Annotated in this window: 30 protein-coding genes; 23 read left to right on the top strand and 7 right to left on the bottom strand. The window is 60.1% G+C overall.

Annotated elements, in window-relative coordinates; genetic code table 11:
* Positions 1-74 precede the first annotated feature (74 nt).
* From AC0L37_RS05975 to AC0L37_RS05960, 4 genes are read right to left on the bottom strand one after another with little or no spacing between them, the layout of a single operon-like run.
* Positions 75-1,223: a MotE family protein gene (locus tag AC0L37_RS05975; RefSeq protein ID WP_212657503.1), complete on the bottom strand. Its 1,149-nt coding sequence runs from the start codon at positions 1,221-1,223 to the stop codon at positions 75-77.
* Positions 1,220-1,621 (bottom strand): DUF6468 domain-containing protein, encoded by a 402-nt coding sequence (locus AC0L37_RS05970; protein ID WP_269369302.1) that lies wholly within the window; start codon positions 1,619-1,621, stop codon positions 1,220-1,222. Before AC0L37_RS05970 ends, AC0L37_RS05975 begins: the two co-directional genes overlap by 4 nt.
* 26 nt (positions 1,622-1,647) lie before the next feature.
* The gene (gene fliM / locus AC0L37_RS05965; protein ID WP_212657501.1) at positions 1,648-2,820 is read right to left on the bottom strand and encodes a flagellar motor switch protein FliM; all 1,173 of its coding nucleotides are present in this window, start codon (positions 2,818-2,820) and stop codon (positions 1,648-1,650) included.
* Positions 2,820-3,323, bottom strand: coding sequence for a flagellar basal body-associated FliL family protein (locus tag AC0L37_RS05960; RefSeq protein ID WP_269369298.1), 504 nt, complete (start codon positions 3,321-3,323; stop codon positions 2,820-2,822). Before AC0L37_RS05960 ends, fliM begins: the two co-directional genes overlap by 1 nt.
* A 284-nt stretch (positions 3,324-3,607) precedes the next feature.
* On the opposite strand from AC0L37_RS05960, the gene flgF reads away from it, so the two are divergent.
* The 15 genes from flgF to arsH all read left to right on the top strand — a co-directional run bounded on the left by flgF (position 3,608) and on the right by arsH (position 15,782).
* Positions 3,608-4,348: a flagellar basal-body rod protein FlgF gene (gene flgF, locus AC0L37_RS05955; RefSeq protein ID WP_249327575.1), complete on the top strand. Its 741-nt coding sequence runs from the start codon at positions 3,608-3,610 to the stop codon at positions 4,346-4,348.
* Between the two features lie 15 nt (positions 4,349-4,363).
* The gene (gene flgG, locus AC0L37_RS05950) at positions 4,364-5,149 is read left to right on the top strand and encodes a flagellar basal-body rod protein FlgG (RefSeq protein WP_212657499.1); all 786 of its coding nucleotides are present in this window, start codon (positions 4,364-4,366) and stop codon (positions 5,147-5,149) included.
* Between the two features lie 14 nt (positions 5,150-5,163).
* On the top strand, positions 5,164-6,108 hold the full coding sequence (gene flgA / locus AC0L37_RS05945) for a flagellar basal body P-ring formation chaperone FlgA (protein WP_282221715.1): 945 nt from the start codon (positions 5,164-5,166) through the stop codon (positions 6,106-6,108).
* A gap of 21 nt (positions 6,109-6,129) precedes the next feature.
* A complete protein-coding gene (flgH, locus tag AC0L37_RS05940; protein WP_282221716.1) occupies positions 6,130-6,867 on the top strand; it encodes a flagellar basal body L-ring protein FlgH in 738 nt (245 codons plus the stop codon).
* Between the two features lie 167 nt (positions 6,868-7,034).
* Positions 7,035-7,217: a glycine zipper domain-containing protein gene (locus tag AC0L37_RS05935; RefSeq protein ID WP_282221717.1), complete on the top strand. Its 183-nt coding sequence runs from the start codon at positions 7,035-7,037 to the stop codon at positions 7,215-7,217.
* A gap of 551 nt (positions 7,218-7,768) precedes the next feature.
* Positions 7,769-9,259, top strand: a complete 1,491-nt coding sequence (locus AC0L37_RS05930) for a carboxypeptidase M32 (protein WP_282221718.1) — start codon at positions 7,769-7,771, stop codon at positions 9,257-9,259.
* Between the two features lie 242 nt (positions 9,260-9,501).
* Positions 9,502-11,103, top strand: coding sequence for an ABC-F family ATP-binding cassette domain-containing protein (locus AC0L37_RS05925; protein WP_282221719.1), 1,602 nt, complete (start codon positions 9,502-9,504; stop codon positions 11,101-11,103).
* A gap of 115 nt (positions 11,104-11,218) precedes the next feature.
* Entirely contained in the window at positions 11,219-11,650 is a 432-nt protein-coding gene (locus AC0L37_RS05920) for a curlin (protein ID WP_269369285.1), read from the top strand.
* 61 nt (positions 11,651-11,711) lie between these two features.
* Complete coding sequence (gene csgH / locus AC0L37_RS05915) at positions 11,712-12,095, top strand: curli-like amyloid fiber formation chaperone CsgH (protein ID WP_282221720.1); 384 nt, start codon at positions 11,712-11,714, stop codon at positions 12,093-12,095.
* 120 nt (positions 12,096-12,215) lie between these two features.
* On the top strand, positions 12,216-12,635 hold the full coding sequence (locus AC0L37_RS05910) for a curlin (RefSeq protein ID WP_282221721.1): 420 nt from the start codon (positions 12,216-12,218) through the stop codon (positions 12,633-12,635).
* A gap of 92 nt (positions 12,636-12,727) precedes the next feature.
* Positions 12,728-13,084 (top strand): ArsR/SmtB family transcription factor, encoded by a 357-nt coding sequence (locus AC0L37_RS05905; protein WP_282221722.1) that lies wholly within the window; start codon positions 12,728-12,730, stop codon positions 13,082-13,084.
* Positions 13,077-13,601, top strand: coding sequence for an arsenate reductase ArsC (locus tag AC0L37_RS05900; RefSeq protein ID WP_282221723.1), 525 nt, complete (start codon positions 13,077-13,079; stop codon positions 13,599-13,601). Before AC0L37_RS05905 ends, AC0L37_RS05900 begins: the two co-directional genes overlap by 8 nt.
* Positions 13,602-13,604: 3 nt before the next feature.
* Entirely contained in the window at positions 13,605-14,663 is a 1,059-nt protein-coding gene (gene arsB / locus AC0L37_RS05895) for an ACR3 family arsenite efflux transporter (RefSeq protein ID WP_282221724.1), read from the top strand.
* Positions 14,660-15,082 carry an arsenate reductase (glutaredoxin) gene (arsC, locus tag AC0L37_RS05890; protein ID WP_282221725.1) on the top strand — a complete coding sequence of 141 codons (423 nt, stop codon included), beginning with the start codon at positions 14,660-14,662 and terminating at the stop codon, positions 15,080-15,082. The genes arsB and arsC overlap by 4 nt, the downstream gene beginning before the upstream one ends.
* The gene (gene arsH / locus AC0L37_RS05885; protein WP_282221726.1) at positions 15,057-15,782 is read left to right on the top strand and encodes an arsenical resistance protein ArsH; all 726 of its coding nucleotides are present in this window, start codon (positions 15,057-15,059) and stop codon (positions 15,780-15,782) included. The genes arsC and arsH overlap by 26 nt, the downstream gene beginning before the upstream one ends.
* A gap of 61 nt (positions 15,783-15,843) precedes the next feature.
* On the opposite strand, the gene dksA is transcribed toward arsH, so the two are convergent.
* Both dksA and AC0L37_RS05875 read right to left on the bottom strand, forming a co-directional pair.
* Positions 15,844-16,263 carry an RNA polymerase-binding protein DksA gene (gene dksA, locus AC0L37_RS05880; protein ID WP_212657485.1) on the bottom strand — a complete coding sequence of 140 codons (420 nt, stop codon included), beginning with the start codon at positions 16,261-16,263 and terminating at the stop codon, positions 15,844-15,846.
* 155 nt (positions 16,264-16,418) lie between these two features.
* Complete coding sequence (locus tag AC0L37_RS05875; protein WP_282221727.1) at positions 16,419-16,838, bottom strand: flagellar assembly protein FliX; 420 nt, start codon at positions 16,836-16,838, stop codon at positions 16,419-16,421.
* Between the two features lie 312 nt (positions 16,839-17,150).
* On the opposite strand from AC0L37_RS05875, the gene AC0L37_RS05870 reads away from it, so the two are divergent.
* From AC0L37_RS05870 to flaF, 8 genes are all read left to right on the top strand, one after another.
* Entirely contained in the window at positions 17,151-18,209 is a 1,059-nt protein-coding gene (locus AC0L37_RS05870) for a flagellar basal body P-ring protein FlgI (protein WP_282223016.1), read from the top strand.
* Complete coding sequence (locus tag AC0L37_RS05865) at positions 18,209-18,544, top strand: rod-binding protein (protein ID WP_282221728.1); 336 nt, start codon at positions 18,209-18,211, stop codon at positions 18,542-18,544. The genes AC0L37_RS05870 and AC0L37_RS05865 overlap by 1 nt, the downstream gene beginning before the upstream one ends.
* Complete coding sequence (locus AC0L37_RS05860; RefSeq protein WP_212657481.1) at positions 18,541-19,008, top strand: flagellar protein FlgN; 468 nt, start codon at positions 18,541-18,543, stop codon at positions 19,006-19,008. Before AC0L37_RS05865 ends, AC0L37_RS05860 begins: the two co-directional genes overlap by 4 nt.
* 104 nt (positions 19,009-19,112) lie before the next feature.
* Positions 19,113-19,460, top strand: a complete 348-nt coding sequence (locus AC0L37_RS05855) for a hypothetical protein (RefSeq protein WP_212657480.1) — start codon at positions 19,113-19,115, stop codon at positions 19,458-19,460.
* Between the two features lie 267 nt (positions 19,461-19,727).
* Positions 19,728-21,197, top strand: coding sequence for a flagellin N-terminal helical domain-containing protein (locus tag AC0L37_RS05850; RefSeq protein ID WP_282221729.1), 1,470 nt, complete (start codon positions 19,728-19,730; stop codon positions 21,195-21,197).
* Positions 21,198-21,419: 222 nt separating this feature from the next.
* Complete coding sequence (locus tag AC0L37_RS05845; RefSeq protein WP_282221730.1) at positions 21,420-23,231, top strand: flagellin N-terminal helical domain-containing protein; 1,812 nt, start codon at positions 21,420-21,422, stop codon at positions 23,229-23,231.
* A 112-nt stretch (positions 23,232-23,343) separates the two neighbouring features.
* Entirely contained in the window at positions 23,344-23,769 is a 426-nt protein-coding gene (flbT, locus tag AC0L37_RS05840; RefSeq protein WP_212657477.1) for a flagellar biosynthesis repressor FlbT, read from the top strand.
* Positions 23,720-24,094, top strand: a complete 375-nt coding sequence (gene flaF, locus AC0L37_RS05835; RefSeq protein WP_282221731.1) for a flagellar biosynthesis regulator FlaF — start codon at positions 23,720-23,722, stop codon at positions 24,092-24,094. The genes flbT and flaF overlap by 50 nt, the downstream gene beginning before the upstream one ends.
* A gap of 69 nt (positions 24,095-24,163) precedes the next feature.
* Here the strand turns inward: flaF and AC0L37_RS05830 are convergent, their stop codons facing one another.
* On the bottom strand, positions 24,164-26,077 hold the full coding sequence (locus AC0L37_RS05830) for a hypothetical protein (RefSeq protein WP_269369261.1): 1,914 nt from the start codon (positions 26,075-26,077) through the stop codon (positions 24,164-24,166).
* Between the last annotated feature and the right edge of the window lie 2 nt (positions 26,078-26,079).

The raw sequence follows: 26,079 nt of genomic DNA, 5'->3' as shown, positions 1-26,079 counted from the left end.
CGGGTTACACAATACTCGTATCGTGCACCCTAGCGGGATGGGCTTAACGGCCCCTTACTCTGTCAGGCAAAGCCTTATTGACCGACGATCTGCGGCAGGGCGGCCAAAGCATCCGGTGTCATCTCCGACGCAGGCCGGTCCGCAAGCGCCGCCATCTCCACCGTCAGCTCCTGCGCCCGGGCCGTATCCATCACAGCCAGAATGGGTGCCATCTTGCGCGGGCTCATGGTCTTGGCGACCCGCAGCAGCACGTTCATGTCCAGATTGTTGAAGATGTTGGCCGCGTCCTTGGGCTTCATCGTTTCATACATGGCCACGATGCCGGCAAACTGCCCAGCCTCCATCTCTTCGCGCTGATCGACCAGGCTAGAGATTTGCGCTTCAAGTGCAGACAGCGTGGCCGCACGCTCTTCGATGCGTTTTTCAGCGGCGTCGACGATTGAGGAGCGCAGGGAAAGATCGTCTTCGTATTTCTGCAGCTCATCGCGCCGCGCAGCCAGCCGCTGCAGCAGCAATTGCTCCGTTTCGGATGCCGCATCAGTCGACATCAGCGGCACCACGCCACCCTTGCCGTCAATCAGCAGTGGCACTGCATCACCTGATGGCAGGCAGTCAGCCATGGATTCAGCAAACACCGGCATTGGATCGCCACTGCGCGGGGCTATTTCAGGTTCTGCGCTGCCGCCATGCCCATCGCCCGCAGCCGCCGCAGCGTCCGAAGCTGGGTTGATGATCACATTGCCTTCAGCATCGATGGCAGCATCGGAATCCACGCAATACGTATCTTTGCTGCCGTCGACACCATGGCTCGCGTCATTGCTCAGATCGTGATCGGCAGCCAGTGTCTCGCTGGTTGCTTCGTGATCGTCAGCAGCCGCGTCGCCGTGATCGCCTTCGGCGGCTGGCTCTTCACCATGGCCGCCCGCTGGAGCAGCTGCCGCACCGTGGCCGCCCGCTTCGCTCTGCTGACCCATGGTCGGCGAAGGATCCGCCATTGTCGGGCTGGTATCTTGCAGTGTGGGCTCCTGCGGCAGTGTCAGAGTGGCGTCGGATTCGGTAACATTGCCCCCTTCCCCGCCGCCACCGCCGCCGCCGCCCGCAGCCTGTACCGTGCGCACACCTGTCAGCACGTAGCCGCCATTGGTGACAAGACCGACGGTCTTGAGCACCAGAAGCGCCGCAATGGCGAAGACGACAACGGGTAACAGGCGGATATTTGTCACGCAGCGGCTCCTCGGGTACGGACGCGAGATTGCAACTGCTCAAGCGCCGACTGCACCTTGTTGGGCTGCTCGACAGGCTCGATGGTCTGGCTGTGCCGCGCCACGCTGGTGATCTTGACGATCCGCTCCATCAATACCGTACCGGCATTGACGTGATTGGCCAGCTCGACACCAAAGCGCTCGGCTTCTTCCAGTCGTGAGTTCAGCGACAGATCCGCTTCCACCGCGGTCTGTTTGAGTTCCTTGATGGCCTGATTGGCCAGGTTGGTGGCCCCGACAAGGTCCGCCACCATCTGGCGCATCTCGTCCTTATCGGCGTGAAGCCGCTTCAGCCGCTGGTTGAGAACGACGCAATATCCGATTGTCAGTGCCAGCAAAACGGCGACTGCACTTTCCACGAACAGTCCTAGGGGCAAGCCGAACATCATCGTCCTTCCAGTTTTTCATCAATCGCCTCAAAGGCTTCCATAGTCACCTTTGGCGGATTCAAGGGGCGCGTAACCCGCACCGATACGTGGTTGCCGATATGGCCCATGATGGCTTCAGTCAGCTCGACGTCGCCGCAGCGCAGCCGAACCGGATCGCTGGGCGAGCGCTCGAACATCAGCGTGTCACCCGGCTGCATAGTCATCATCTTGGAAAGGGGCACATTCTGCTCGTGCAGTACGGCCTCGACATCGACTTCCGCGGAATAGATTTCAGTTGCCAGATGGCCTTCCCAGATCGGGTCACGGCCAAATTTTTCACCCATGAACATCTGCAACAGCTGTTCACGGATCGGCTCGATGGTGGCGTAGGGCAGCAGGATTTCAATCTTGCCGCCGCGATCGTCCATTTCGATGCGCAGCTCGATCAGTATCGCGGCATTGCCCGGGCGCGAAATCGCTGCAAACCGCGGATTGGTTTCCATGCGTTCAAGCTTGAAATTCACATTGGTCACGGGCTCGAACGCCCGATGGGTATCATCCAGGATCACTTCGATCATCCGCCGCGCCAGCGCCAGCTCGATTGTCGTATAAGGACGACCCTCAACCCGGATATTGCCGCCAATACGGCGGCCGCCCAGCAGCACGTCGATCATCGAATAGATCAGACTGGAATCGACGGTCAGCAGCCCGTAATTCTCCCATTCCTCTGCCTTGATCACCGACAGGATGGCGGGCAGCGGAATGGAGTTCAGATAATCGCCGAAGCGAACCGAAGAAATGGAATCCAGCGTCACTTCCACATTGTCGGAAGTGAAATTGCGCAGGCTTGTCGTCGTCAACCGCACAAGGCGGTCAAAGACGATTTCGAGCATGGGCAGGCGTTCATAGCTGACCAGCGCCGAGTTGATCAGCGCCTGAACGCCCGTCAGCTCAACATTACTGCCCACGCTGGCGTCAAAGCCCAGCAGACTGTCAATTTCATCCTGATTGAGGACGCGGTCAGGACCGCCCTCCCCGTCGCCGGTATCGCCTTCGAGCATTGCCGCCCATTCGGCAGCGGCCTCGGCGGCCTTCTCTTCTTCAGTCTGCTCAGCGCCATCCACCGGGACAATGGTATCGTCCACGTTCCAGTCATCGCTGAGTTTGTCCTGATCGCTGGGCTCTGCCATTACTGTACCAGGATTTCCTTGAACAGCACCGACTCCACCCGAGATGGGTAGATTGCCACGTTCACGCGACGCAAGAGCTCTTCCTTGAGGCGATACACACCGGCAGATCCCTCCAGATCGGACTTGCGCAGCTCGCGCAGGTAAACCTGAAACGCATCGACCACCTTGGCCATGCGCGGCTGGATTTCCAGCATCATCTCTTCATTGGCCACTTCGAGCGCGACGGTCAGCTTCATAAATGCTTCGCCATCAGCCTCATTGTTGAGGTTGATGATCATGGGCGGCAGGTTGAAGATAAAGGTATGGGCGGCTTCGATCGTGCCGCCATGACCGTCGTCGGCCTCACCGGCATGCTCGGCCTCCGCTGTCCCCTGGGACAGGAAGAAGAATGCCCCGGCGCCGCCCAACAGGACGACGATGGCAGCAGCACCTATGATGATAAAGAGCTTCGGGATCCCCTTCTTGGGGGCCGCGCCGTCTTCGATTTCCGCATCAGCGGCCATTGCGCACCTGCCAAACTCAAGGTTTCCCGGGCGATTCCGGTTATTCACCAGCTAAGCGCCCGATGGTTAACGAAAGGTTACAAAAACACCCAAAGCGGCAGATATTGCCGGGTAAGTTTTGCCGCCCTCGGCAAGCATGCGCTGACAACGCCTATCCATCGATACAGCTATCTGTCTGATTTTATTAAAATTTCCGGCTTGGCATGGTTTCTGCAGTGTAAACGGCGAGACCATCGGCTTGGGGAAGCAGGCGGTCTCGGGGAAGTTAACACCGGGGATCAGCAATGATCGAGAATGCGCAACTGATAGGCCTGAGCCGGCAAATCGCGCTGCAGCGTCAGATGGATGTTGTCGCCAACAACATGGCCAACATCAACACCACCGGCTTCAAGGCCGAAAACCTGCTGTTCGAAGAATACGAAATGCCTGTCGCCCGCGACAAGGATTTCAAGACCAGCGACCAGCCCCTCGCCTATGTGCAGGATTGGGCCACCATTCATGATCTGTCCGGCGGCCCCATGGTACAGACCGGCAATCAGTTTGACGTTGCACTCAACGGTGACGGCTTCTTTGCCATTCAGACTGCAGCGGGCGAACGCTGGAGCAAATCGGGCGCCTTCCAGCTCGATGCAGGCGGCACCCTGGTTGACCTCAACGGCAACCCGGTTCTCGGTCAGGGCGGACCCATCAAGTTCGGCCCCGAAGAAACCGGCATCATGATCGGCAAGGACGGCTCGATCAGTTCAAGCGCTGGCGCCAAGGGCAGCCTCCGCTTGGTCGAATTTGCCGATCCACAGTCTCTGACCCGCGAGGGAAACAACCTTTTTGCCGGTGGCACCCCGATTGCTGCGACCAACACCGGGGTCATGCAGGGCTTCATCGAAAAATCCAATGTCTCGGGCGTCACAGAAATGGCCGAGATGATCCGCGTGCAACGCGCTTACGAATCCGCCACCTCGCTGGCCCAGCGTCAGGACGACTTGCGTCGTTCGGCGATCCAGCGTCTCGGCGATGCAAACGCTTAACCCTGAGGACCGGCCATGAAAGCTCTCTATATCGCATCGACCGGCATGAGCGCCCAGGAACGCAATGTCGAAGTCATCTCCAACAACATCGCCAACATGCGCACCACCGGCTACAAGCGGGCCCGCGCCGAGTTCGAAGATCTGCTCTATCAGCAGGTGACACGCGCTGGCTCGCAAAGCTCGGCTCAGGGCAGTGTCGTGCCAGCCGGGCTTGAGATCGGTTCGGGTGTCCGTACCGTCTCCACCCCGCGCATTATGAGCCAGGGTACGGTCAACATGACCGAAGGCGAACTGGATCTGGCCATTCGTGGCGATGGCTTCTTCATGGTGCAAATGCCTGATGGCCGCACCGCCTACACCCGCGACGGCTCGTTCGAGCGTTCGCCTGACGGCGAAATGGTGACCTCCAATGGCTACACCATTGATCCCGGCATCACCATTCCCGGCGACGCTACCTCGGTTGCCATCTCACAAGATGGCATGGTTTCGGCATATGTCGGCACCGACTCCACCCCAACCCAGCTCGGCCAGCTCCAGCTCGCCCGCTTCGTCAACAAATCGGGTCTGGAATCGCTGGGCGACAATTTGTTCATCGACACCCCGGCCAGTGGCCCCGCCCAGGTTGGCGTTCCCAATGCCGAAGGCACGGGCAATCTGCTCCAGGGTTATCTGGAAATGTCCAACGTCAACTCGGTCACCGAGATTGCCGACCTCATCGCCGCCCAGCGTGCCTACGAGATGAACGCCCGTGTCATCTCAGGCGCTGACGAGATGATGCAGTCCACCACGCAGCTGCGTTAAGGGAGACGTTTCAGATGATCGCTCGTAGCGCAATCGCCGCCATCACTACCCTGCTGCTCACAGCCAGTGCCCTTGCCGCTCCTGCTCTCAAAGGCGACATCACGGTCACCGCCGCTGTTGTCACCGTCGGCGACATGTTCGACGAAGCAGGTCTTGCCGCTGAAGATGCCCTGTTCCGGGCGCCAAAACCCGGCACCACCGGCACAGTCGACCTGCTCGACATCAAGGCCGCGGCCGCGCGCATCGGTATCGAAACCTTCGAAACCCGCGGTCTGGACCGCATCCGCGTCAGCCGCGCCGCAACGGTGATCGACCAGTCGGCCCTGACCCGGTTGATTGCAGACGATCTGAAAAACCGTGGCATCCTCACCGAGGGCATGAGCGCCAACACCATTTTCACCGACATGGTGCCCATGCTCAATGCCGAGGCCGTCGACACCCCGGCCAGCATCACCAGCCTGCGCTACCTGCCCGCCAATGGCGGCTTTCAGGCCCGCTTCGCAATCGCCGGTATTGACCAGCCGCTCGATCTGTCCGGCTCGATCGAACTGATGATCGACGCGCCGCATCTGGCCGGCAACTACCCTGGCGGCACCATTCTCGATGCCAGCGATATTGTCATGCGTCCGGTCCCACTGCGCTACGTCGAAAGCACCGGCGTCGCCCGGCTGCAGGACATCGTGGGCAAGGCCCTCACCCGTCAGAGCCGCGAAGGCATGATGGTCAAGCCAGCTGATGTCAGCCTGCCAATGACCGTCGCCAAGAACGATCTCGTCACCATCTATTTCCGGCATGGACCGATGACCCTGACCGTCAAGGGTCAGGCTGTCACCGGTGCCACCATCGGCGCCCCGCTCCAGGTTCTCAACCTGATGTCTCGCCGCGTCATCAGCGCCACCGCCATTGCCGCCGGCGCCGTCGAAGTGAGCTCTGAACCGCTCGCTCTGGCTGGCCTCTAAACGCTTTCAGGAAAACACAAAATGAACATCCTTAAACTCGCAACACTCCTGACGCTGACCCTGACACTGGCTGGCTGCAACACCATGGACCGCCTGGCAGACGTCGGTCGTGCACCGGCCCTGAGCCCCATCGTGGACCCCACCACCACCGCCGGCTACCAGCCCGTCAACATGCCGATGCCCCAGGCCATCGCCGATACTTATCAGGCAAATTCGCTCTACCGCACCTCGGCCAAGGGCTTCTTCAAGGATGAGCGCGCGCACCGCATCGGCGATATCCTGACCGTCATCGTGACCGTCAACGACAGCGCCAAGATCGCCAACAACACCCAGTCCAGCCGCAACTCGACCAACTCGGCTGGCATGGGCGGCATTCTGGGCTCCATGGTCGACACCGCTTCGGGCGGCACCATCGACACTAATGACGCGTTGGATTTCAACTCCGGCATTGCCAATACCGGCAAGGGCTCGGTGAACCGCTCCGAAAGCCTGCAGACTTCGGTCGCAGCCGTGGTCACCCAGGTCCTGCCCAACGGGAACCTGGTCATTGAAGGCCATCAGGAAGTTCGCGTGAACTTTGAGGTCCGCGACCTGGTCGTGGCTGGCATTGTCCGTCCCTCAGACATTCAGGCCAACAACACCATTCCATCGTCCAAGATTGCCGAAGCGCGTATCGCCTACGGTGGCCGCGGTCAGATCACCGATGTGCAGCAGCCGCGATATGGCCAGCAGGTGATGGACGCGATCCTGCCCTTCTAGGACACACCCTTTCCTGGCTGCACGATCCCCAATGGTGCAACCAGTCTCCCCGGCGGTGAGCAGAAGGCGCTGCCCGGCCAATTCCAGAACAGAACCGGCCCTCCCCAGAGGCGCAGTCCCCCGGCTGCGCCTCTTCCCCTTTCAGGCCCAGAGCCTATTATCCCACTATGAAAAATCAGAAAAAATTGCAGCGCGGCACGGGTATGGCAGTCGGCGCAGGCATCGCATTGGGCGTGGCGATGGGCCTTGCCACCAACAACATCGCCTTGGGTGTTGCGATGGGCATGGTGGTTGCTGTGGCCTTCGGAAAGGCCGCCGCCTCCAAATCGGACACCGGGAAGACTGAATAACCGGTCACGCCGGCATCGAATTGCCCAGGCGATTGACAACGACCTTCGCCCTCACAGCTCCTATCCATCACTCCACCAACCCACCGCGCGCCACGCTCGGGCATGCCCCGAGGGCTCTGTACTGTCACAACGCAGGTCAAATGCAGTTTCCTCGGGTCGAACCGGAGGGGGCTGAAACTCCTTCGACCATAGCCACCGTGGACATACACCTCCCCCTTGATGGGGGAGGCCAGAGGGGTGAGGTGGGCCCCGATCTATCCCCCTTATCCCCACCCCCAAAACCCCATTTCATACTCACCCCATTGCCAGTCATACGGGTCCAGGACTGGGCCGCCAGCCTGCGAGCGATGAAACTGGCCATACGGTCTGGGCAAAAAACCGGTGCCCCGCGGCGGAACTCGCCTCACTAAAATTTACTCAGAGGCGAAACACCGTCTCGGGGACCGTCCACCTGCTGTCACCGCCGGTTCGCGCCGCGCGGCGCTCACCCATGCTTGCTCAACGCCTCAGCCTGTGGAACATCTCAGCGCAGCAATTCTCGGAGTCCGCCAGTGTCTTTCCAAAAACTCGATGATCTCGGTCGTAAGCTTGAATCCCTGGAGCACGCGCTCTCCATCCTGGGCGCAGACGAGGCCACGCACATGGCCGTCGGTGGCGGTGAAAAACGCGCCGAGGCCATGGCCAATCTGGCTGGCATGTACCACGCGCAGGCCACCGCACCGCAAATCGCCGACTGGATCGAGGCCGCAAGGCCTGAGACCGAGGACCAGACCCTGGCGCTGGCCGAGTTCAAGCGCCAGTACATCAATGCCACCTGCCTGCCCACCGATTTCGTCGAGCGCCGCACCGCCGCCACCATGCGTTCCGAGCAGCTCTGGCGCGACCTGCGGGCCAAGGGCGATTGGGACAGCTTCCTGCCCGCTCTCGAAGGCGTCATCGCTCTTGTGCGCGAAGAGGCCCAGTTGCGCGCCAACGCAACAGGACTGGCTCCGTACGACGCCCTGATGGATCAATACGATCCGGGCAACCGCACCGCCGATCTCGATCCGGTCTTTGCCGATCTCAAGAGCTTTCTCAAAGGCTTTGTGCCCGAAGCCCTGGCGGCTCAGGAAGCGCGCCTGGCCAAGCGCCCACGCAAGAGCCTCAACGCCCCCTATCCGATTGAAAAGCAGCGTGAGTTGGGCCTGGCCGCCATGCGCGCCGTTGGCTTCGATTTCACGCACGGTTCCCTCGCCGTGTCGCATCACCCCTTCTGCGGTGGCGTACCCTCTGACGTGCGTATGACCACACGCTACCGCACCGACGAATTCCTCTCCTCGCTCATGGGGGTACTGCACGAAACCGGTCACGCCCTCTACGAACAGGGCCTGCCCAAGGAATGGTCACACTGGTCACTCGGCAAGGCGCGCGGCATGGGCATTCACGAAAGCCAGAGCCTGTTCGTTGAAATGCAGCTGGCCCGCAGCCCCGAATTCTGGGACTTCGCCCTGCCGCTGGTGCACCAGCATCTCGGCCCCGACGCCATCCCCGGCTGGGAAACCGCCGACGTCCTCAACGAGGTCAATTTCGTCGAACGCGGCTACATCCGTGTCGATGCCGATGAGGTCACCTACCCGCTCCACGTCATCCTGCGCTACGAGCTGGAACAGGATCTGGTCAGCGGCAAGCTCGACGCCAGCCAGATCCCCGAAGCCTGGGACGCCAAGATGACCGAATATCTCGGCATTTCCACCATCAACGACCCCAAGGACGGCCCGATGCAGGACGTGCATTGGCCCGGCGGCGCCTTTGGCTATTTCCCCAGCTACACACTGGGCGCCATGATCGCCGCCCAGCAATGGGCCACGCTCGAAAAGGCCCAGCCCAACCTGCGCAGCGATATCGCCAGGGGTGACTTCAACGGCGTCAATCAATGGCGCGCCGACAATATTTGGAGCCAGGGCTCGCGCTGGTCCACGCCCGAACTGATCACCCGCGCCACCGGTGAACCGCTCAACGCCGACATCTTCAAGGCCCACCTCAGGCAGCGCTATCTGGCATAGCAGCACCCGCAGCCGGCACGCTCCCTTGCAGGGAAGCTGAACACGGGCCATTGTGCTGGCGCCTCCCTCCCCTCGATGGGGAGGAACCGAGGGTGGGGTGACACGCAGGCCACCGGCCGCCAATCTTGACATCTTCCCGCCCTCGCCTATCTTGCGCCCACATGCAGCACTGACCGGACGGTACCCAATGGATTTCACCTTGAACGACTGCCTCACCCGCATCGCTCATCTGGAATCCGTCCATGCCCGCCTCCGTCACCCTGCATCAGCTCACCTACGCAACACCCGATAACCAGCCACTCTTTACCGGTCTCGACCTCGCCTTCGGCAACCACCGAACCGGTTTGATCGGTCGCAATGGCACGGGCAAATCCACCCTGCTGGCCATCATTGCCGGACTAATCCCCCCTGCTGCCGGATCGGTTACCATTGCCGGATCGCTCGCCATGCTGGAGCAGTGCGTGCAGGTTTTTCCGTCCGATACCATTGCCGATCATCTCGGTATCACCACCGCTCTTGCCCGCCTCGACCGGCTTGAGCGGGGCCAGGGCAGCCTCGAGGACGCCGATCAGGCCGACTGGACCCTGCCCGCGCGCATCTCCGGCGCGCTTAACGATGTAGGCCTGCCCGATTACCCCGCTGACCGGTCGCTGGACACGCTCAGTGGCGGCCAGCGCACAAGACTGGCACTGGCTCGTCTGATCCTGGCCGCACCAGACATCATCCTGCTCGATGAGCCCACCAACAACCTGGACACCGGAGGTCGTGACGCGGTCGCGAACCTGCTGCGCCACTGGCGGGGCGCCGCCATCGTCGTCAGCCATGACCGCACCCTGCTGCGCGAAATGGACGCCATCGTCGAGCTGACCACGCTGGGAGTCCACAGCTATGGCGGCAACTGGGAACACTATGCCGAGCGCAAGGCCCTCGAACACGATGCGGCTCAACACGAGCTATCAACCGCCGAACGCAAGGTCGCCGACATCGACCGCAAGATCCAGAATGTGGCCCAAAAGAAGGCCCGCAAGGACGGCGCTGGCAAGCGCAAGGCGGCGAAGGGCGGCATGCCCAAAATCCTGCTCGGCGGTATGAAGGAGAACGCCGAAAATTCCAGCGGCGAGAATGCCCGCATTGCCAGCCGCCAGCGCAGCGAGGCCGCCGCACTGGTCAGCGCCGCCCGCGCCAGGGTCGAAGTACTCACTCCCCTGACGGTTTCGCTCGCGCCCACCCGATTGCCCGCTGGCCGCACCGTGCTGCAGGCCACTGCGCTCTCGGGAGGGCCTGACACCGTCACCCTGCTGATCAGCAATTTGTCCTTCTACATCACCGGGCCGCAGCGCGTCGCCATCTCAGGCCCCAATGGTTCAGGCAAGACCACCCTGCTGCGTTTGTTGACGGGCGATCTTCCGGCCCAACACGGCACAGCGCATATTCATGTGCCCTACGCCATGCTCGATCAGACCGTCAGCCTGCTCGATCCGGCCCAGACCATTCACGACAATTTTCGCGCCCTCAACCCGGACAGCGATGAGCGTACCTGCCGTGCCGCGCTCGCCCGCTTCATGTTCCGCGCTGATGCCGCACTGCAGCTGGCCGGCACGCTCAGTGGCGGTGAAATGCTGCGGGCGGGCTTGGCCTGCACTATCGGCGGCGATAACCCGCCGCAATTGCTAATCCTGGACGAACCCACCAACCATCTCGATATCGCCGCTGTAGAAGAGCTCGAGGCTGGCCTGCGCAGCTATGACGGCGCCTTGCTGGTGATCAGCCATGATACCGATTTTCTCACTTCAATCGGAATCGAACGCCAAATCGAGCTGCCCGCTGCCGAACCGCCGCCATGAGAATGAACCCAATCTGAACTCAGGGTTCAGTCCCGGTTCTGCCTGCCTCCCTTAATGCTTGGGTCATCGGCAAGAAGCGCTCCACAGGGAGTGCAGGCCAAGGCAGGAGACAACCATGAAGCGCACCATCATCACCACCGCAATTGCCGCTATGATCGCCGTGAGCGCGGCCCCAACCATGGCCAACGACGTCTTCATCAACCAGTACGGCTATAGCAACAGTTCAGGCGGCAGCCAGACCGGCTGGTACAACCGCTTTGGTCTGCAGCAGCGCGGCAGCTGGAACACCGGTTTGAGCCGTCAGAACGGCAACCGCAATATCAGCGCGATCGGTCAGGAGGGCCGCAACAACCGCGCCGAAACCATCCAGCGCGGCAACCGCAACGCCGCCGGCATCGGCCAGTTCGGCACCAACCACAACGCGATCATCAGCCAGGACGGCAATGGCAACATCACGGCAGGCGTGCAGACGGGCAATGGCTGCAACGCCAATGTGGTTCAGGGCGGTTCGGGCAATGTCACCGCTTTCGTTCAGGTCTGCGAGTAATCCCCGTCGCCGGAAGGGCTGTACCCTTCCGGTCATCCCGAACCGCAAGGAGTATCTGACAATGACTCAGCTTACCCGCACCCTGCCCCTGTTTTTTGGCGTCGGCATCGTCGCCATCGCCGCATCTGTGGGCATGGCCAGTTCCGATACCAATTCCCTGAGTTGCGACATCGCCGAGCAGAACCAGAACGGCATGCGGACAATCACGGGCTCTGTCTTCAGTCCACAGGACGTCAACGGTGAGTATCGCTTTGCCATCAGGAGCGCCAGCAACGGCAATTCGTCCAACATCAGCCAGGGAGGCGCGTTCTCAGCCCCCGCCAATGAGGCCGTCTCCGTCGGCCAGATGATGATCAATGCCGACGCGCGCTACAGCGTCGACTTCTCGATCATCGTTGGCGGGCAGACCGTCCCCTGTACCCACAATGGCGCGCGCTTCACCTGAAGCCGATGCGTCAGCTTTGGCTGAACCGCAAATGAACACCCCGCTCCAAACCCGTTCAGCCAGCCTCCACTACTCTTAGATCATCGGCCGCACAGTCCAGCGTCAAACGGGAGAAACGCCATGACCACCAAGCTCATCAAGACCCTCGCCACCGCCACCACAGCCCTCATCATCAGCGCAGCAAGCCTGTCGACCCCGGCCATGGCCGCTGGCCAGTTCAGCCTCAGCTTCGCGCCGCAGAATTCCGAGCACCAGCAGGTTCTGGGCCTGGGTCTGCTCATGCTCTCACTGGTCAACGGCGTATCCGAAGGCGGGGCCAATGTTCGCCAGAACGGCAATCACAACAGTGCCGGTGTCGATCAGCGCGGCCGCAATAATAACGGCCTGATCGTACAGGACGGCAATGGCCATCACGGCACCATCGAGCAGCGCGGTAACAACAATAACTGCGCCCTGCTGCAGTTTGGCGAAAACACCCGTGGTCGCTGTGCCCAGTTTGGCAACAATCAGACGGGTATCACCACAGTCTTTGGCTTCTAGCTTGAGCTGCAACACGAAACCAACGGGGCCAATGGCCCCGTTTTCCATTTGCCGGGTTTACAGCAGCAACATATATCGATAAATCCAGATATATGGAATCAATTCAGGCAATCGATGTTTTCACGGCGCTCTCGCAGGCCACCCGCCTCGAGGCCTTCAAACTCATCATCACACACGAACCCTCAGGCATGCCCGCCGGTGCAATTGCCCGCCAGCTCGACGTGCCGCAAAACACCATGTCGACCCATTTGGCGATCCTGACCCGCGCCGGACTGATCGAAGCCGAGCGCCAGGGGCGCTCCATCGTCTATCGCGCCGTGCTCGAACGCGTGCGCGAGATCGCCAATTTCCTCGTGCAGGACTGCTGCGGCGGTCGCCCCGAGCTTTGCGAACCTCTCATCGCCGATATCACACCCTGCTGCAGCCCCAAGGAAGCGCACCATGTCTGATCGCGTCTACAATGTCCTGTTCCTGTGCACCGGGAATTCGGCCCGCTCCATCATCGGCGAAGCCTTGATGAACAACCTCCCCGACGGCCGTTTCCGCGCTTACTCTGCGGGATCCACGCCCAAGGGTGAAGTGCACCCCATGACATTGGAAACCCTGACCAGGGCTGGCATTGCCACCCAGGGGCTGCGTTCAAAATCCTGGGACGATTTCGCAACCGCTAGCGGCCCTGAGCTGGATTTCATTTTCACCGTTTGTGACAACGCCGCGGGCGAAGCCTGCCCGCTTTGGCCCGGCAAGCCCATGACCGCCCACTGGGGGATCAGCGATCCCGCGGCAGTTTCTGGCCCGGACTTTAAACAACGCGCCGCCTTTGAAGACACCCTTCGATTTCTGCGCAACCGCATCAACGCCTTTGCCAGCCTCCCGCTGTCCTCAATTGATCGCATGACGCTCAAATCCAGGCTCGCCGGCATCGGCGCCATGGAAGGCACAACCGATAACGAGGAAGTTGCCTAAACCATGTCAGTTTTTGAACGTTACCTCTCTCTCTGGGTTGGCTTGGCCATCATTGCCGGTATTGCACTGGGGCAGTTGATGCCGGGCGTTTTTTCCAGCCTCGCAGCCCTCGAAATCGCTCAGGTCAATCTACCCGTCGCTATCCTGATCTGGGCCATGGTCTACCCCATGATGATCGCCGTCGATGTCGGCAGCCTGCACCGCATTGCCGAACAACCCAGGGGCTTGGTGGTCACGCTGGTCGTCAACTGGCTGATCAAACCCTTCAGCATGGCCGTTCTGGGCGTATTCTTCTTCAAGGGCGTGTTTGCCGCTTGGATTCCAGCTGCCGACGCCGAAGGCTATATCGCCGGGCTGATCCTGCTGGGGGCGGCTCCCTGTACGGCCATGGTCTTTGTCTGGTCCCAGCTCACCCGCGGCGATGCCAACTACACCCTCGCCCAGGTTAGCGTGAACGATCTCATCATGGTGTTTGCCTATGCACCGATTGTCGCGCTGTTGCTGGGTGTCACCGATATTCCGGTTCCTTGGGGCACCCTAATTCTGTCAGTCCTGCTCTATGTCGTCGTGCCGTTGGCAGCAGGCATATTGACCCGTCGTTACCTGCTTGCCGCAGACGTCTCATCCACCCGTCTCAATGGTTTTATCGCCAGGCTCAAGCCCGCCTCGATGGTCGGGCTGCTCGCCACCGTCGTGCTGTTGTTTGGCTTCCAGGGCAATTTCATTCTGGCGCAGCCGCTGATGATCGCGCTGATCGCTGTACCCTTGCTGATCCAGTCTTACGGCATTTTTGCCATCGCTTATGGCGCGGCCTGGGCGCTGCGCATCCCGCACCGCATCGCTGCCCCTTGCGCCATGATCGGCACGTCCAACTTTTTTGAACTGGCTGTGGCCGTGGCTATCAGCCTTTACGGACTTTCCTCGACGGCCGCTCTGGCCACCGTAGTCGGAGTGCTTGTTGAAGTGCCGGTCATGCTCTCGCTGGTGGCCCTCGCCAACAGAACACGCACCGCCTTTGATGCCAATGCCGGCGAAGGCGAGAAAGAAAGGCCAGCACGATGACCGTCACCATCTATCACAACCCCGAATGCGGCACCTCGCGCAACACGTTGGCCATGATCCGGCAATCTGGCATGGAGCCGGTCGTGATCGACTACCGCACCAATCCGCCCTCGCGCGACCGCCTGCAACAATTGATAGCGGACGCCGGCCTCACCGTGCGTCAGGCCATTCGGCAAAAGGGCACGCCCTATGTCGAACTGGGCCTGGAAGACCCCACCCTCTCGGACGACGCGTTAATCGACGCCATGCTGGCAGAGCCAATCCTGATCAATCGCCCCTTCGTCGAGACCCCCAGGGGCACCCGCCTCTGCCGGCCCTCAGAAATCGTGTTTGAAATTCTGGAGAACCCCGACATTGGGCCCTTCACCAAGGAAGATGGCGAAGTAATTATTGATGCCGAGGGCAAGCGCCTTGTCTGATCTCCCCAACATCATCGACGACGCCCTCGAAGTCCCCGATCCTGCCAACCTTGCCACGCTGATCACCAGCCACAAGCCGCGCATACTCATGCTCTACGGCTCGTTGCGCGAACGTTCCTATAGCCGGCTACTCACCTTCGAAGCGCAACGCCTGCTTGAGGCATTTGGTGCTGAAGTCAAAGTGTTCCACGCCAATGGCCTGCCGCTGCCCAATGACGCCCCTGACACCCATCCCAAGGTCCAGGAACTGCGCGAACTCATGTTGTGGTCTGAGGGCCAGGTCTGGACCAGCCCCGAACGCCATGGCGCCATGAGCGCCGTGATGAAGGCCCAGATTGACTGGATCCCCCTGCCCGGCGGTGCCATTCGGCCCACTCAGGGACGCACCCTGGCGCTGATGCAGGTGTCCGGCGGCTCGCAATCGTTCAACGCGGTCAATCAGATGCGGCTGCTGGGTCGTTGGATGCGCATGGTCACCATCCCCAACCAGTCCTCCGTCGCCAAGGCCTGGCAGGAGTTTGAGGCCAATGACCGCATGAAACCATCGTCGTTTTATGACCGCGTCGTCGATGTGATGGAGGAATTGGTCAAATTCACCATCCTCAATCGTGGCAACGCCAACTATCTGACCTCGCGCTATAGCGAACGCAAGCAGGCCATTATCAAGCAGCGTGAGCAGGTCGACGCCGCCGCGGTGTAGTCGCCTTCCCACAACGAAACAGGCCCGCATCGCTGCGGGCCTGTTTCAATCTCGTTAAATGCTATTCGTCGCGATAGACTTTTTCGCGACGCTCATGCATTTCCTGGGCTTCAAGGCTCAGCGTGGCGATAGGCCGGGCATCAAGGCGAGCCAGGCCGATGGGATCACCGGTCTCCTCGCAATAGCCATAGCTACCATCGTCGATACGCTTGATCGCAGCATCAATCTTGGAAATCAGCTTGCGCTGACGATCACGCGTCCGCAATTCGAGAGACCGGTCACTTTCCGAACTGGCACGATCGGCCATGTCGGGGTGGTTCTGGCTCTCTTCCTGAAGGTTATCAAGCGTTTCGCGGCTTTCGCGAAGGATATCATCCTTCCACGCGTTCAGCTTGGCCCGAAAGTAGTCCCGCTGGCGCGGGTTCATGAACGGCTCGTCGTCACTGGGCCGGTATTCAATTACTTCAGCAATCGAAGACATCAGCAGACTCAACTCCAATGCGCCCCCTATAGGCGGCCTGTATATGCGCGCAGGCGCACCCCCGCAAGCGCTCAAATCACGTGGTGCTTAACACGTGAATGCGCGTGCATGTCAGCCGAATAGCCCATTATCGACAACATTTTGATGAATTCGGCTCACGCAGAAGGGTATCGCCCGAACTTTGCCAGTTCGACCTGAACCCGCAGATCGATCTCATCGAGAACGCCATCAAGCGCCGGATCAGAACGTTCGCGAATTTCGCTCAGCATGGTCGCCAGATTGTCCAGACGCTCAGCGCTCACCTGCCCGATCAGCAAGTCAGCCTTGATGTCGTCCAACGCATCAAGCAGTGACCGACCGCGGCGCAGCGCCTTCTTCTTGCCCTCTAGCGGTCCACCTACCGCCTGCAGCGCCAGAATGGCATCAATGCCGGTCATGCCTGCCACCGGTGCTGAGCCGGCAGCGCGTGCGGGACCGTCAGCGCCTGTCGGAACAAAGTCCGCGCGCGATCCCGAGCGGCCCGCTGAACCACTTTTACCGACGCCGGAGGTGCGATTACCTGTGTCTATGCGCAACGGATGGACTCAAATCATTTCGATCACGTACCGGCAAAATCTGCCGCCAGCCGTTAACAGGTCCTTAACGAACCCGGCAAGAATTGCTCACCGCACCCTTCCAACGCCACACGCCGCACCGAACCGAGACAAAAACACCTTTTATTTCATAAGCTTACCGAACCAGACATAAACTGGCACAGTTTTCGCAATGAGTTTCCCGAATGTCGCGCCATGGGGATGGAGCGGCTCGGAACGGGGACGAATATGACCAGAACACTGCTGCAAAAGCTGATTGCCACGGCACTATGTACCGTCTTGACCCTCTCGCCGATGGCCGACACCTACGCCGCAGCCGCCCGCATCAAGGACATCGTCAATTTCGAGGGCGTTCGCGACAACCAGCTTGTCGGGTACGGCCTCGTGGTTGGCCTGAATGGCACTGGCGACAGCCTCAACAACTCCCCCTTCACCAAACAGTCCCTGCAGTCCATGCTCGAGCGCCTCGGCGTCAACACCGCTGGCGAGAACGTCCGCACCGCCAATGTGGCCGCCGTCATGGTCACCGCAAACCTGCCCGCCTTTGGTACGCAGGGGTCACGCATGGATGTTTCGGTCGCGGCACTTGGCGACAGCAACAGCCTGCAGGGCGGCACACTTCTGGTTACCCCACTGCTGGCGGCTGACGGAGACGTCTATGCCATCGCCCAGGGTCCGGTCCTGATCAACGGCTTTAGCGCGGGCGGTGACGCGGCCAGCATCGTCTCGGGCGTCCCGACCACAGGTCGCATCGCCAATGGCGGCCTGATCGAGCGCGAAATCGACTTTCATCTTGGTTCGCAGACCTCGCTGCGCCTGGCGTTGCGCAATCCAGATCTGACCACCGCACGTCGCATCGCCCTGGCTGTCAACGACTTCATTGGTGCACCAACCGCCACCCCCGAAGATCCCGCTACGGTTCGCGTCACTCTGCCCCCGGGCTTTAACGGCAACATTGTCGACCTGCTGACCGACATCGAGCAGCTCATGGTCGAAACCGACCAGACCGCCAAGATCGTCATCGACGAGAACTCAGGCATCATCGTTATGGGCAAGGATGTGCGTGTCTCCAGCGTGGCCGTTGCTCAATCCAACCTGACAGTCACCATCGCCGAAAACCCCAACGTGGTGCAGCCCCTGCCTTTCGCCAATGGCCAGACCGCCGTGGAACCCAACACAACGCTGAACGCCAACATCTCTGACACCGCGCTCGCTGTGGTCAATGAATCGGTGACGCTGCAGCAATTGGTCGACGGCCTCAATGCGCTGGGCATCTCGCCGCGCGATCTCATCGCCATCCTGCAGGCCATCAAGGCCACCGGCGCCCTGCAGGCCGAAATTGAGGTGCTGTGATGCCAACAATCAACTCAATCGGCACATCCGAGCACTCGACCCTGACACCAGCCCAGATTGCCCGCGTGCAGCAGCAGGCCCAGGAATTGGAAGGTGTTTTCCTCAACACGCTGACCAAGCAACTTTTCACCAGCCTCAAAACTGACGAGAGCGCCATGGGCGGCGGCTTCGGCGAAGAGACCTGGCGGTCCATGCAGGCCGAACAGATGGCCGACACCCTGTCGCAGAATGGCGGCCTGGGCATTGCCGAACAACTCCTGCCCGACCTGCTCGCCATGCAGGAAGCATCCAACAACCAGAACAAGATCATGCCGACCACTGGAGTCTACAAATGACCGCTGCAGCCCGTCTCGCCGCCCTCGATAACATGCCGGCCAGGGAACTGTGCCAACTGGCCGAGTCAGCTCTTGCAGCCCTGGTCAATGTCATGAACCAGGAAACCACCCTGCTGCGGGCCGGACATTTGCGCGACGCCAGCAAGCTCACGCCCGAAAAGGCCCGGATGGCACAGGACTATGTCAGCTTCGCTCGTTCCGTGCAGCGCCAGACCGCCCGCCTCCAGCAGGAAGCACCCGATTCAGTTGACCGCTTGCGCCATGGCCACGAGGCGCTGGCGACCCAGATGGCCGAGAACCTGCGCGTGCTCGCAACAGCCCGCAACGTCACCGAAGATATCCTGACCGATGTCGCCAAAGTGGTGGGCCAGCAGAACAAGGCCAAGGCTTACGGTCGCGCCGGCACCATCACAGCAGACCCGGCAAGTTCAGCACGCGGCATAGCAGTCAACCGCGCCCTTTAATTTCGACTTTATTTGAATCAATTTCAATCAACTAAAGTAATCGAAAGCAAGAAGGTTGGCCCCAAAGCTGTCCAATGGCATTTTGTTGATGCAAGGACAGCGTCATGATCACTCCAGTAATGCCCAGTGCGGCCTTATCGGGTACCATTAATGTAGCAGACATTCGCCAGCGCCCCATTTCCGCTGAACGCCCCATGCTGCCCAATAGTACGCCCGCCACGCCCGAAACACCCAGCGCCAGCAATAATGGTCAGTTCCCCAATCGCGACGCGCAGGCCCAGCCAAATCCCGAACCGCCCCCCAGCAAGGATCGTACATCGACCTTTGCTGCGGCCGTGATCGCAGGCGCCCTGTCGCCGACGCCGCAGACCATGGAACAGTTGATCATCCGGATTGGTGCCAGCACTATCCCTGAGGAGTCCCAGGCAAGGCTCAAGGATCTGATCGCCTAGCTCGGGCCACGCGGCTGCGCAGCCCATTGATTAGTCGCCAAGCCGCCCCAGATCCTTAATAGAATCTTACCAGCCAGCCACATCACATTCTCTTCAAAGCCCCGATTTACGGGGCTTTTTGGCTTCCGGCGGGATAAATTCTTCGTTGGAATTTGCCCAAATTTTCACCCTCCGCTTAACGCTTCTTTAGAGGCTGCCGGACGAATGTGATCACGCCTCAGGAAGAGGCATCGTTGTTTGAGTACTCCTAGAAAAGGACCAGTACAAATGTCTGATATTTCCCTCTCGAAAGCCGTTCGCGCTAACCTCAACTCGCTCTCGTCCACTGCCAACATGATGGCCGAAACGCAGAACCGCCTGTCGACCGGCAACAAGGTGAACTCGGCTCTCGACAATCCAAGCAACTGGTTCACTGCCAAGGGCCTCAACAACCGTGCTGGCGATCTTAACGCCCTGCTCGACGGCATGGCCAATGGTATCCAGACCCTGAAGGCTGCGGATAATGGTCTTTCGGCCATGACCAAGACCCTCGAATCCATGCAGTCGACCCTGCGTCAGGCCCGTCAGGACAAGTCGTTCCAGACCGCATCCTACACCCTGCCAACTACGGGCCTGGACAATACCTCGGTCCTCTCGTTTGACGCAGGTGCAATTGGCGACACTGCTGTCGAAATCAACCTGACCTCGCAGACCAACACTGCAACTCCGGTTGCCACTGCATCGACAGCAACCGGCCTTACCGGCGCCACAACGCTGGCTGCCGCCGGCCTTGGCGACGGCGACACCATCACCGTCAGCGACGGCACAGAAACCCACACCTATACTGTTGGTACTGCCGCCACTGAAGACCTCGACGACCTGATCGCGGGCATCAACGGTGAAACCGACCTTGACGTAACTGCGTCGATTGATGCGGATACCGGCGCGTTCACGCTGACCGCTGATAACGGTGACGTTGGAATCACTGTTGGTGGTACTGGCGCTATCGCTGGCCTTGCCACTCAGGCTGCTCCTACTGCAATCTACGCAGCCAAGACCCTTGACGCACTCGTCGCCGAGATCAATGGCAACACTGATCTTAAGGGCAATGTTCGTGCATCGAACGACAATGGCAAGCTGCGCATTGAGAACCAGTCCACTCAGGTCCTGAATGTTGACGGCGTCACCTCTTCGGGTGCCATCGACGGCTCGACAGCCGACTCCGCCACCATTGCCGGTAACACCGTCCGCGCCGGTCTGGCCGACCAGTTCAACGAACTGCGCGATCAGCTCGACAAGCTGGCAGATGATGCCTCCTTCAACGGTATCAACCTGCTGCGTGGCGACAACCTGGCCATCACCTTCAACGAAACTGGTACGTCGTCGATCGACATCCAGACCAAGAATGGTGAAACGGTCAACTCGGCAAACCTGGGTGTTGCAACCACCATCGAAGCTGCTGACCTCGACAGCGACACCAACATTGACGCTGAACTGGGTAAGCTGAAGACTGCACTGAACGACGTTCGTTCGCAGGCTTCGACCTTTGGTTCGAACCTGTCGATCGTGCAGGGCCGTCAGGACTTCACCAAGTCCATGATCAGCACACTGCAGGATGGCGCTGGCAACCTGACCCTGGCTGACATGAACTCTGAAGCTGCCAACCTTCTGGCACTGCAGACCCGTCAGTCTCTGGCTTCCAACTCGCTCTCGCTGGCCAGCCAGCAGGACCAGTCGGTTCTCCAGCTGATCCGTTAAGTTCTACACGAACCTATCCAATCCGATTCGAAGGGGCGGGCCGCAAGGCCCGCCCCTTCCCTTTGCGCAAACACAGCGAAAACCCAGCAAAACCGGCTGCTTTGCGCCCGTTAATTGAAGTTTATGCGACCTTAACAAGCACGATTAACACCCCATTAATAAAGTTGCTGTTAACCATATTGCCAACGGGGCCGCGACGGGCCCAGGGCAAGGATCGCATCAATGTCAGACATTTCACTCTCAAAGGCCGTCCGGTCGAATCTACTCGCACTTCAGGGCACGGCCGACATGATGGCAGTGGCGCAGACTCGTCTGTCCACCGGCAATAAGGTCAACTCTGCCCTAGACAACCCGAGCAACTGGTTTACCGCCAAGGGCCTCACCAACCGGTCCAGCGATCTGAATGCGCTCATGGACTCCATGGCCAACGGCATCCAGACCCTCAAGGCTGCGGATAACGGCCTGTCGGCCATGACCAAGACGCTGGAATCGATGCAGTCGACCCTGCGCCAGGCACGCCAGGACAAATCATTCCAGACGGCTTCACTTTCCGTCGATGCAACAGCTATCGGCACTTCGGCTGCAAAGGAACTGACCTTCAGCGGCGGCGCTTTCGCAGCTGACCAAACGACTTCTCTTACGAATACACTGAAGCCTGCCAACAATGGTTTTGTGGGCCCAGGCGCAACGCTTGGCCGAAATGGCAACGTGACGCTGCAGGCGACTTCGCTCAATGGCGGAAGCTCCATCACGGTCGCTCTGACCGATACCGACACCGCAAGCACGGCGGCTGAAAAGATCAACACCGCGCTGGGCGCGGCCTCTGGTGGCACTGGCGGGCTGACCGCCTCTGTCGTCAACGGTCAGTTGAGCCTTGAAAGCACCAAGGGTGAAACCGTTACAGTTGGCGGCACTGCCGCCCAACATGCGGGCCTGACTGCTGGCGCTGCTACCACAGCTGTAACCGCGTCTCTCGCACCCACTGGTGGAACGGACTTCACAGCCAACACCAACGACCCGGATCTCTCTACACTCAGCGGCAAGACACTGACACTGTCGTCAGGCAGCACGACTGTGAGCTACACGTTCGATGCTACCACTACCGGTCAGCTCGCTGCGCTCAAGAGCGCTTTGGGCGGCGCCAGTGGCTTCACGATCGCCGAAAACGCTGCAGGCCTCACATTCTCGCGTGTCGACGGCAGCAATTTCGACGTCACTGCCAGCGACACGACCCTTGGTACTGCGGTAGGCATAGGTGCCAACACCACGGCACGCTCGACCAATGGTGCAATCGCCTCTGGTACCGTGACCACCATCACCGACACGTTTGCCGCAAAAACCGTTGATCAACTGGTCGCGAGCATCAACGCCGACACCAACCTGACCGGCAAGATTCGCGCTTCGAACGACAACGGCAAGCTACGCATCGAAAACCAGTCGACCCAGAAGCTCGATATCGAGGGTGCATCCAACGGCAAGATCGACGGCTCAACTTCCACAAGCCAAATTTCTGGCAACTCCGTCCGCGCTGGCCTTGCGTCCCAGTTTAACGAACTGCGCGATCAGCTCGATAAGCTCGCCGATGACGCCTCGTTCAACGGTATCAACCTGATGCGCGGCGACAAGCTGACCATCACCTTTAACGAGACGGGCACCTCCTCGATCGACATCCAGACCAAGAACGGCGGCACGATTAACTCCGCAAATCTGGGCGTGCCAACCTCACTCGAGGAAGAACAGCTCGACAGCGATACCACCATCGACTCGCTGCTCACCGACATGAAGGCCGCTCTGGATAGTGTTCGCTCGCAGGCATCGACCTTTGGTTCGAACCTTTCGATCGTGCAGAACCGTCAGGACTTCACCAAGGCCATGATTGACACGCTGGAAACCGGCGCCGGCAACCTGACCCTGGCCGACATGAACGAAGAAGCGGCCAACTTGCTGGCACTGCAGACCCGCCAGCAGCTGTCGTCCAACTCGCTTTCCCTGGCCAGCCAGGCTGACCAGTCGATCCTGCAGCTGCTGCGTTAATCCGCAGGCAAGGCTGACAACAGACAAAGGCGGGCCTCGGCCCGCCTTCATTGTTTTCGACGCCATGGCAGGGTAGAGGTCACGCAGATACAGAGTCTGGGAGACTGGTCACATGGCGCTCAAGGTGGAACTCAAGCCCGGCGAGAAACTGCTGGTGGGCAATTGCATCATCACCAATTCAGATCAACGCACCCGGCTCTTCATTGATGGCAAGTCTCCGATCCTGCGGGAAAAGGACATCCTGACCACCAAGACCGCAGATACCCCGGCCAAGCGCATCTACCTCTCGGTGCAGCTGATGTATATCGAAGGCGATATCAGCAATGGCCGCGAAACCTACTTTTCGCTGATCAACGATTTTCTCGCCGCAGTTCCTTCTGCCGCTGAAATAGTCAACGAAATCAATAACGAGATATTAACCGGGGCTCTCTACAAAGCTCTGAAGGCCGCCCATAGGCTGATCGAATATGAACAGGATCTCTTGAACCATGTATCAGCAAGGCGCCCAGGCTTACCAGCAGACGACCAAGGCAGTTGAGAACCCCCGCGAGCGTGAGTCAGCCCTGCTGATGAAGGCCGCTGCAGGTATCCAGCGTGTCAAGGACGAGTGGGAAACCGGGACGCGCGACGAACTGAAGGTGGCACTGACCTTCAATCGCAAGCTGTGGACCATCTTCATGTCTTCGGTGACCAAGGAAGACAGCCCCCTGCCCCACGAAATTCGTCAGAATATTGCCAATCTGGGCCTCTTCATTCTGAACGAAACCCGCGAAATTCTGCTTGAGCCAGCCCCTGCGGCGCAGCGCCTCGACGTGCTGGTGCGCCTAAACCGCCAGATTGCGACCGGCCTGCGCGGCTCCTGAGCCCATCACATGCCTAAACAAAAAGCCCCGCATCACTGCGGGGCTTTTTGTTTAGCCGTTGGCTGTTGATTAGATGAAGTTGGCGAGGCTGAGCTGGCTCACCATCGAGGTCACCTGATAGCTCGCCTGCAGCCGGGTCTGCAGCGCCAGGATCTCCATGGCCACGTCTTCCTTGCTGACCGTCTCCACGTCGCTGAGCAGGTTGTCCAGCTGCGCCTTGTAATCGGTGTGACGCGACGTGGAGTTTTGCAGCGATTTGCGCGCGATCGCCAGTTCCATGGTCATGATTTCGACCGAACCGCGTTCGGAATTGTGCGATTCCGACAGTTCCAGCTGCTGCCGGCGGGCCATGGCGTCGTAGCGTTCCTTGGAGCTGGCATCGCTGTCCGGATAGGTCTCGACCGAAAGCGAGGCCAGCGAGCGTACGAGCCGCAGCAGGCCGGATTCGTTGGCCTCAACGCCATAGGCTACCCGCGTCGAGTCATCGATCTGCGAGGTGACCGTCTGGCGCGGATTGCCTTCCGCGGCAATGGCAGCTTCGGTAGCAACGATATTGAGCGCCTTGGAAAAATTCGTCGCCGTGGCATTGGCATCGGCGCCAATGGTGAACTGTCCCGGCCCCGCCTTGCCGGTCACGGCCGTCAGCGTAAGCGTGCGCGTATTGCCGCCCGGCTCGGTCAGCGTCACATTGACAGCCTCACCAGCAGCCGGAACCCCGGTGAACTGTACATTGACCGAACTGGGGTCGGCCGCCGTATATGTTGTGTCGATATTGGCTGTGTCGGCCGAGACGCCCGTAATCTGGAAACCATAGCTCGCGGAGCTGGGCGCACGCTCTGAAAGGGTCACGGTGTCTGTTGCCGAGCTGATGTCCATGCGGCCCAGGCCCTCGGCCGCAACCGCTGGCGACTGGCCCTGATACCACATCACCGTGTCCGAAGAGTCGGCGACCCGCAGCGCTGTCGCCGTGGCAGGATTTCCCTGCACCCGCAGCACGGGCTCGCCTGGGCCGTTGAAGAAGTTCTTCGCCGCGACGAAATTGGAGGCGCCGGCGAGTTCCTTGGAACCGACATCGACCAGCTTGGCATCAAGCGTGGCCTTGAAGTTCACTGCAGTCGCTTCGGCGTCTGCCCCAATGACGAACTCGTCAATGGCGCCCGATGCCTCTGCAGCTGTAACAGCGCGCAGCGTGATCTGGGTATTGGTGCCGTCCGGCAACTCAAAACCCATCGTAATAGTGTGACCGGAATCAATCTGGGGCGCCGGCGTCGCGGCAAAGGTAACTGATACCTCATCGCCCAATGGCAAGGTGCCCGGCGTCGGCTGTGTAACAGTAACGGCGCTGCTGGTGGTCGACACAGTCGACACCTTCATTCCGAACGGGTGCACGCCGTCTTCCGCCAGCGCCACCGCCGTGGTGCCCACCGTGTGCGTCGAGCCCAGACGGCCACGACCATCCATGCCTGCGTCCGCTGCCTTGCGTTCACTCACAACGGTCTTGAAGCCGGCCTTGCCGGATTGTCCATCCAGCAGCACATCGGTGGTTGGCAAAGGCGCGGTATCGGTGTTGGAACCACCAAACAGGTAGCGGCCATTGACGTCTGAATTAAGCAGCGTGACCGTCTCATCGAGCCGTGCCTTGGATAGGCTGGGCAAGGTGGCCATGTTGATATTGTTGGTGCCGTACTGGCCCTGCACCGCAGAATTGCGGGCTTCACCTTCAATCGAGTCAAAGCGCGACATGGTTTTGTCGAGAAAGCTCAGGCGAAGGTCGACTGTAGCGATATTGGCGGAATAGCCTTCGATCTTGCCAAGGCGCGAGCGAACAGAGAGCGACAATGGCAGGTCGCGGCCCATATCAGCCAGCGTGGAGGCCTTCATGCCCGTACCAAGCTGCATCTGCAGGTCGGAGAAGCGTTCCTGCATCTTGGTGATCACACCAAAACCGGTCTGAAGCGGAAACATGGATTTGTTGACGATCATCT

The sequence above is a fragment of the Devosia sp. J2-20 genome, assembly GCF_055808475.1.
This window is presented reverse-complemented; position numbering and strand designations above follow the sequence as displayed.

Coding starts and splice junctions, on each gene's coding strand:
- fliM (WP_212657501.1), bottom strand. CDS start 2,820: ATGGCAGAGCCCAGCGATCAGGACAAACTCAGCGATGACTGGAACGTG.
- AC0L37_RS05960 (WP_269369298.1), bottom strand. CDS start 3,323: ATGGCCGCTGATGCGGAAATCGAAGACGGCGCGGCCCCCAAGAAGGGG.
- flgF (WP_249327575.1), top strand. CDS start 3,608: ATGATCGAGAATGCGCAACTGATAGGCCTGAGCCGGCAAATCGCGCTG.
- flgG (WP_212657499.1), top strand. CDS start 4,364: ATGAAAGCTCTCTATATCGCATCGACCGGCATGAGCGCCCAGGAACGC.
- flgA (WP_282221715.1), top strand. CDS start 5,164: ATGATCGCTCGTAGCGCAATCGCCGCCATCACTACCCTGCTGCTCACA.
- flgH (WP_282221716.1), top strand. CDS start 6,130: ATGAACATCCTTAAACTCGCAACACTCCTGACGCTGACCCTGACACTG.
- AC0L37_RS05935 (WP_282221717.1), top strand. CDS start 7,035: ATGAAAAATCAGAAAAAATTGCAGCGCGGCACGGGTATGGCAGTCGGC.
- AC0L37_RS05925 (WP_282221719.1), top strand. CDS start 9,502: ATGCCCGCCTCCGTCACCCTGCATCAGCTCACCTACGCAACACCCGAT.
- AC0L37_RS05920 (WP_269369285.1), top strand. CDS start 11,219: ATGAAGCGCACCATCATCACCACCGCAATTGCCGCTATGATCGCCGTG.
- csgH (WP_282221720.1), top strand. CDS start 11,712: ATGACTCAGCTTACCCGCACCCTGCCCCTGTTTTTTGGCGTCGGCATC.
- AC0L37_RS05910 (WP_282221721.1), top strand. CDS start 12,216: ATGACCACCAAGCTCATCAAGACCCTCGCCACCGCCACCACAGCCCTC.
- AC0L37_RS05905 (WP_282221722.1), top strand. CDS start 12,728: ATGGAATCAATTCAGGCAATCGATGTTTTCACGGCGCTCTCGCAGGCC.
- AC0L37_RS05900 (WP_282221723.1), top strand. CDS start 13,077: ATGTCTGATCGCGTCTACAATGTCCTGTTCCTGTGCACCGGGAATTCG.
- arsB (WP_282221724.1), top strand. CDS start 13,605: ATGTCAGTTTTTGAACGTTACCTCTCTCTCTGGGTTGGCTTGGCCATC.
- arsC (WP_282221725.1), top strand. CDS start 14,660: ATGACCGTCACCATCTATCACAACCCCGAATGCGGCACCTCGCGCAAC.
- arsH (WP_282221726.1), top strand. CDS start 15,057: ATGCCGAGGGCAAGCGCCTTGTCTGATCTCCCCAACATCATCGACGAC.
- dksA (WP_212657485.1), bottom strand. CDS start 16,263: ATGTCTTCGATTGCTGAAGTAATTGAATACCGGCCCAGTGACGACGAG.
- AC0L37_RS05870 (WP_282223016.1), top strand. CDS start 17,151: ATGGCCGACACCTACGCCGCAGCCGCCCGCATCAAGGACATCGTCAAT.
- AC0L37_RS05865 (WP_282221728.1), top strand. CDS start 18,209: ATGCCAACAATCAACTCAATCGGCACATCCGAGCACTCGACCCTGACA.
- AC0L37_RS05860 (WP_212657481.1), top strand. CDS start 18,541: ATGACCGCTGCAGCCCGTCTCGCCGCCCTCGATAACATGCCGGCCAGG.
- AC0L37_RS05855 (WP_212657480.1), top strand. CDS start 19,113: ATGATCACTCCAGTAATGCCCAGTGCGGCCTTATCGGGTACCATTAAT.
- AC0L37_RS05850 (WP_282221729.1), top strand. CDS start 19,728: ATGTCTGATATTTCCCTCTCGAAAGCCGTTCGCGCTAACCTCAACTCG.
- AC0L37_RS05845 (WP_282221730.1), top strand. CDS start 21,420: ATGTCAGACATTTCACTCTCAAAGGCCGTCCGGTCGAATCTACTCGCA.
- flbT (WP_212657477.1), top strand. CDS start 23,344: ATGGCGCTCAAGGTGGAACTCAAGCCCGGCGAGAAACTGCTGGTGGGC.
- flaF (WP_282221731.1), top strand. CDS start 23,720: ATGTATCAGCAAGGCGCCCAGGCTTACCAGCAGACGACCAAGGCAGTT.
- AC0L37_RS05830 (WP_269369261.1), bottom strand. CDS start 26,077: ATGATCGTCAACAAATCCATGTTTCCGCTTCAGACCGGTTTTGGTGTG.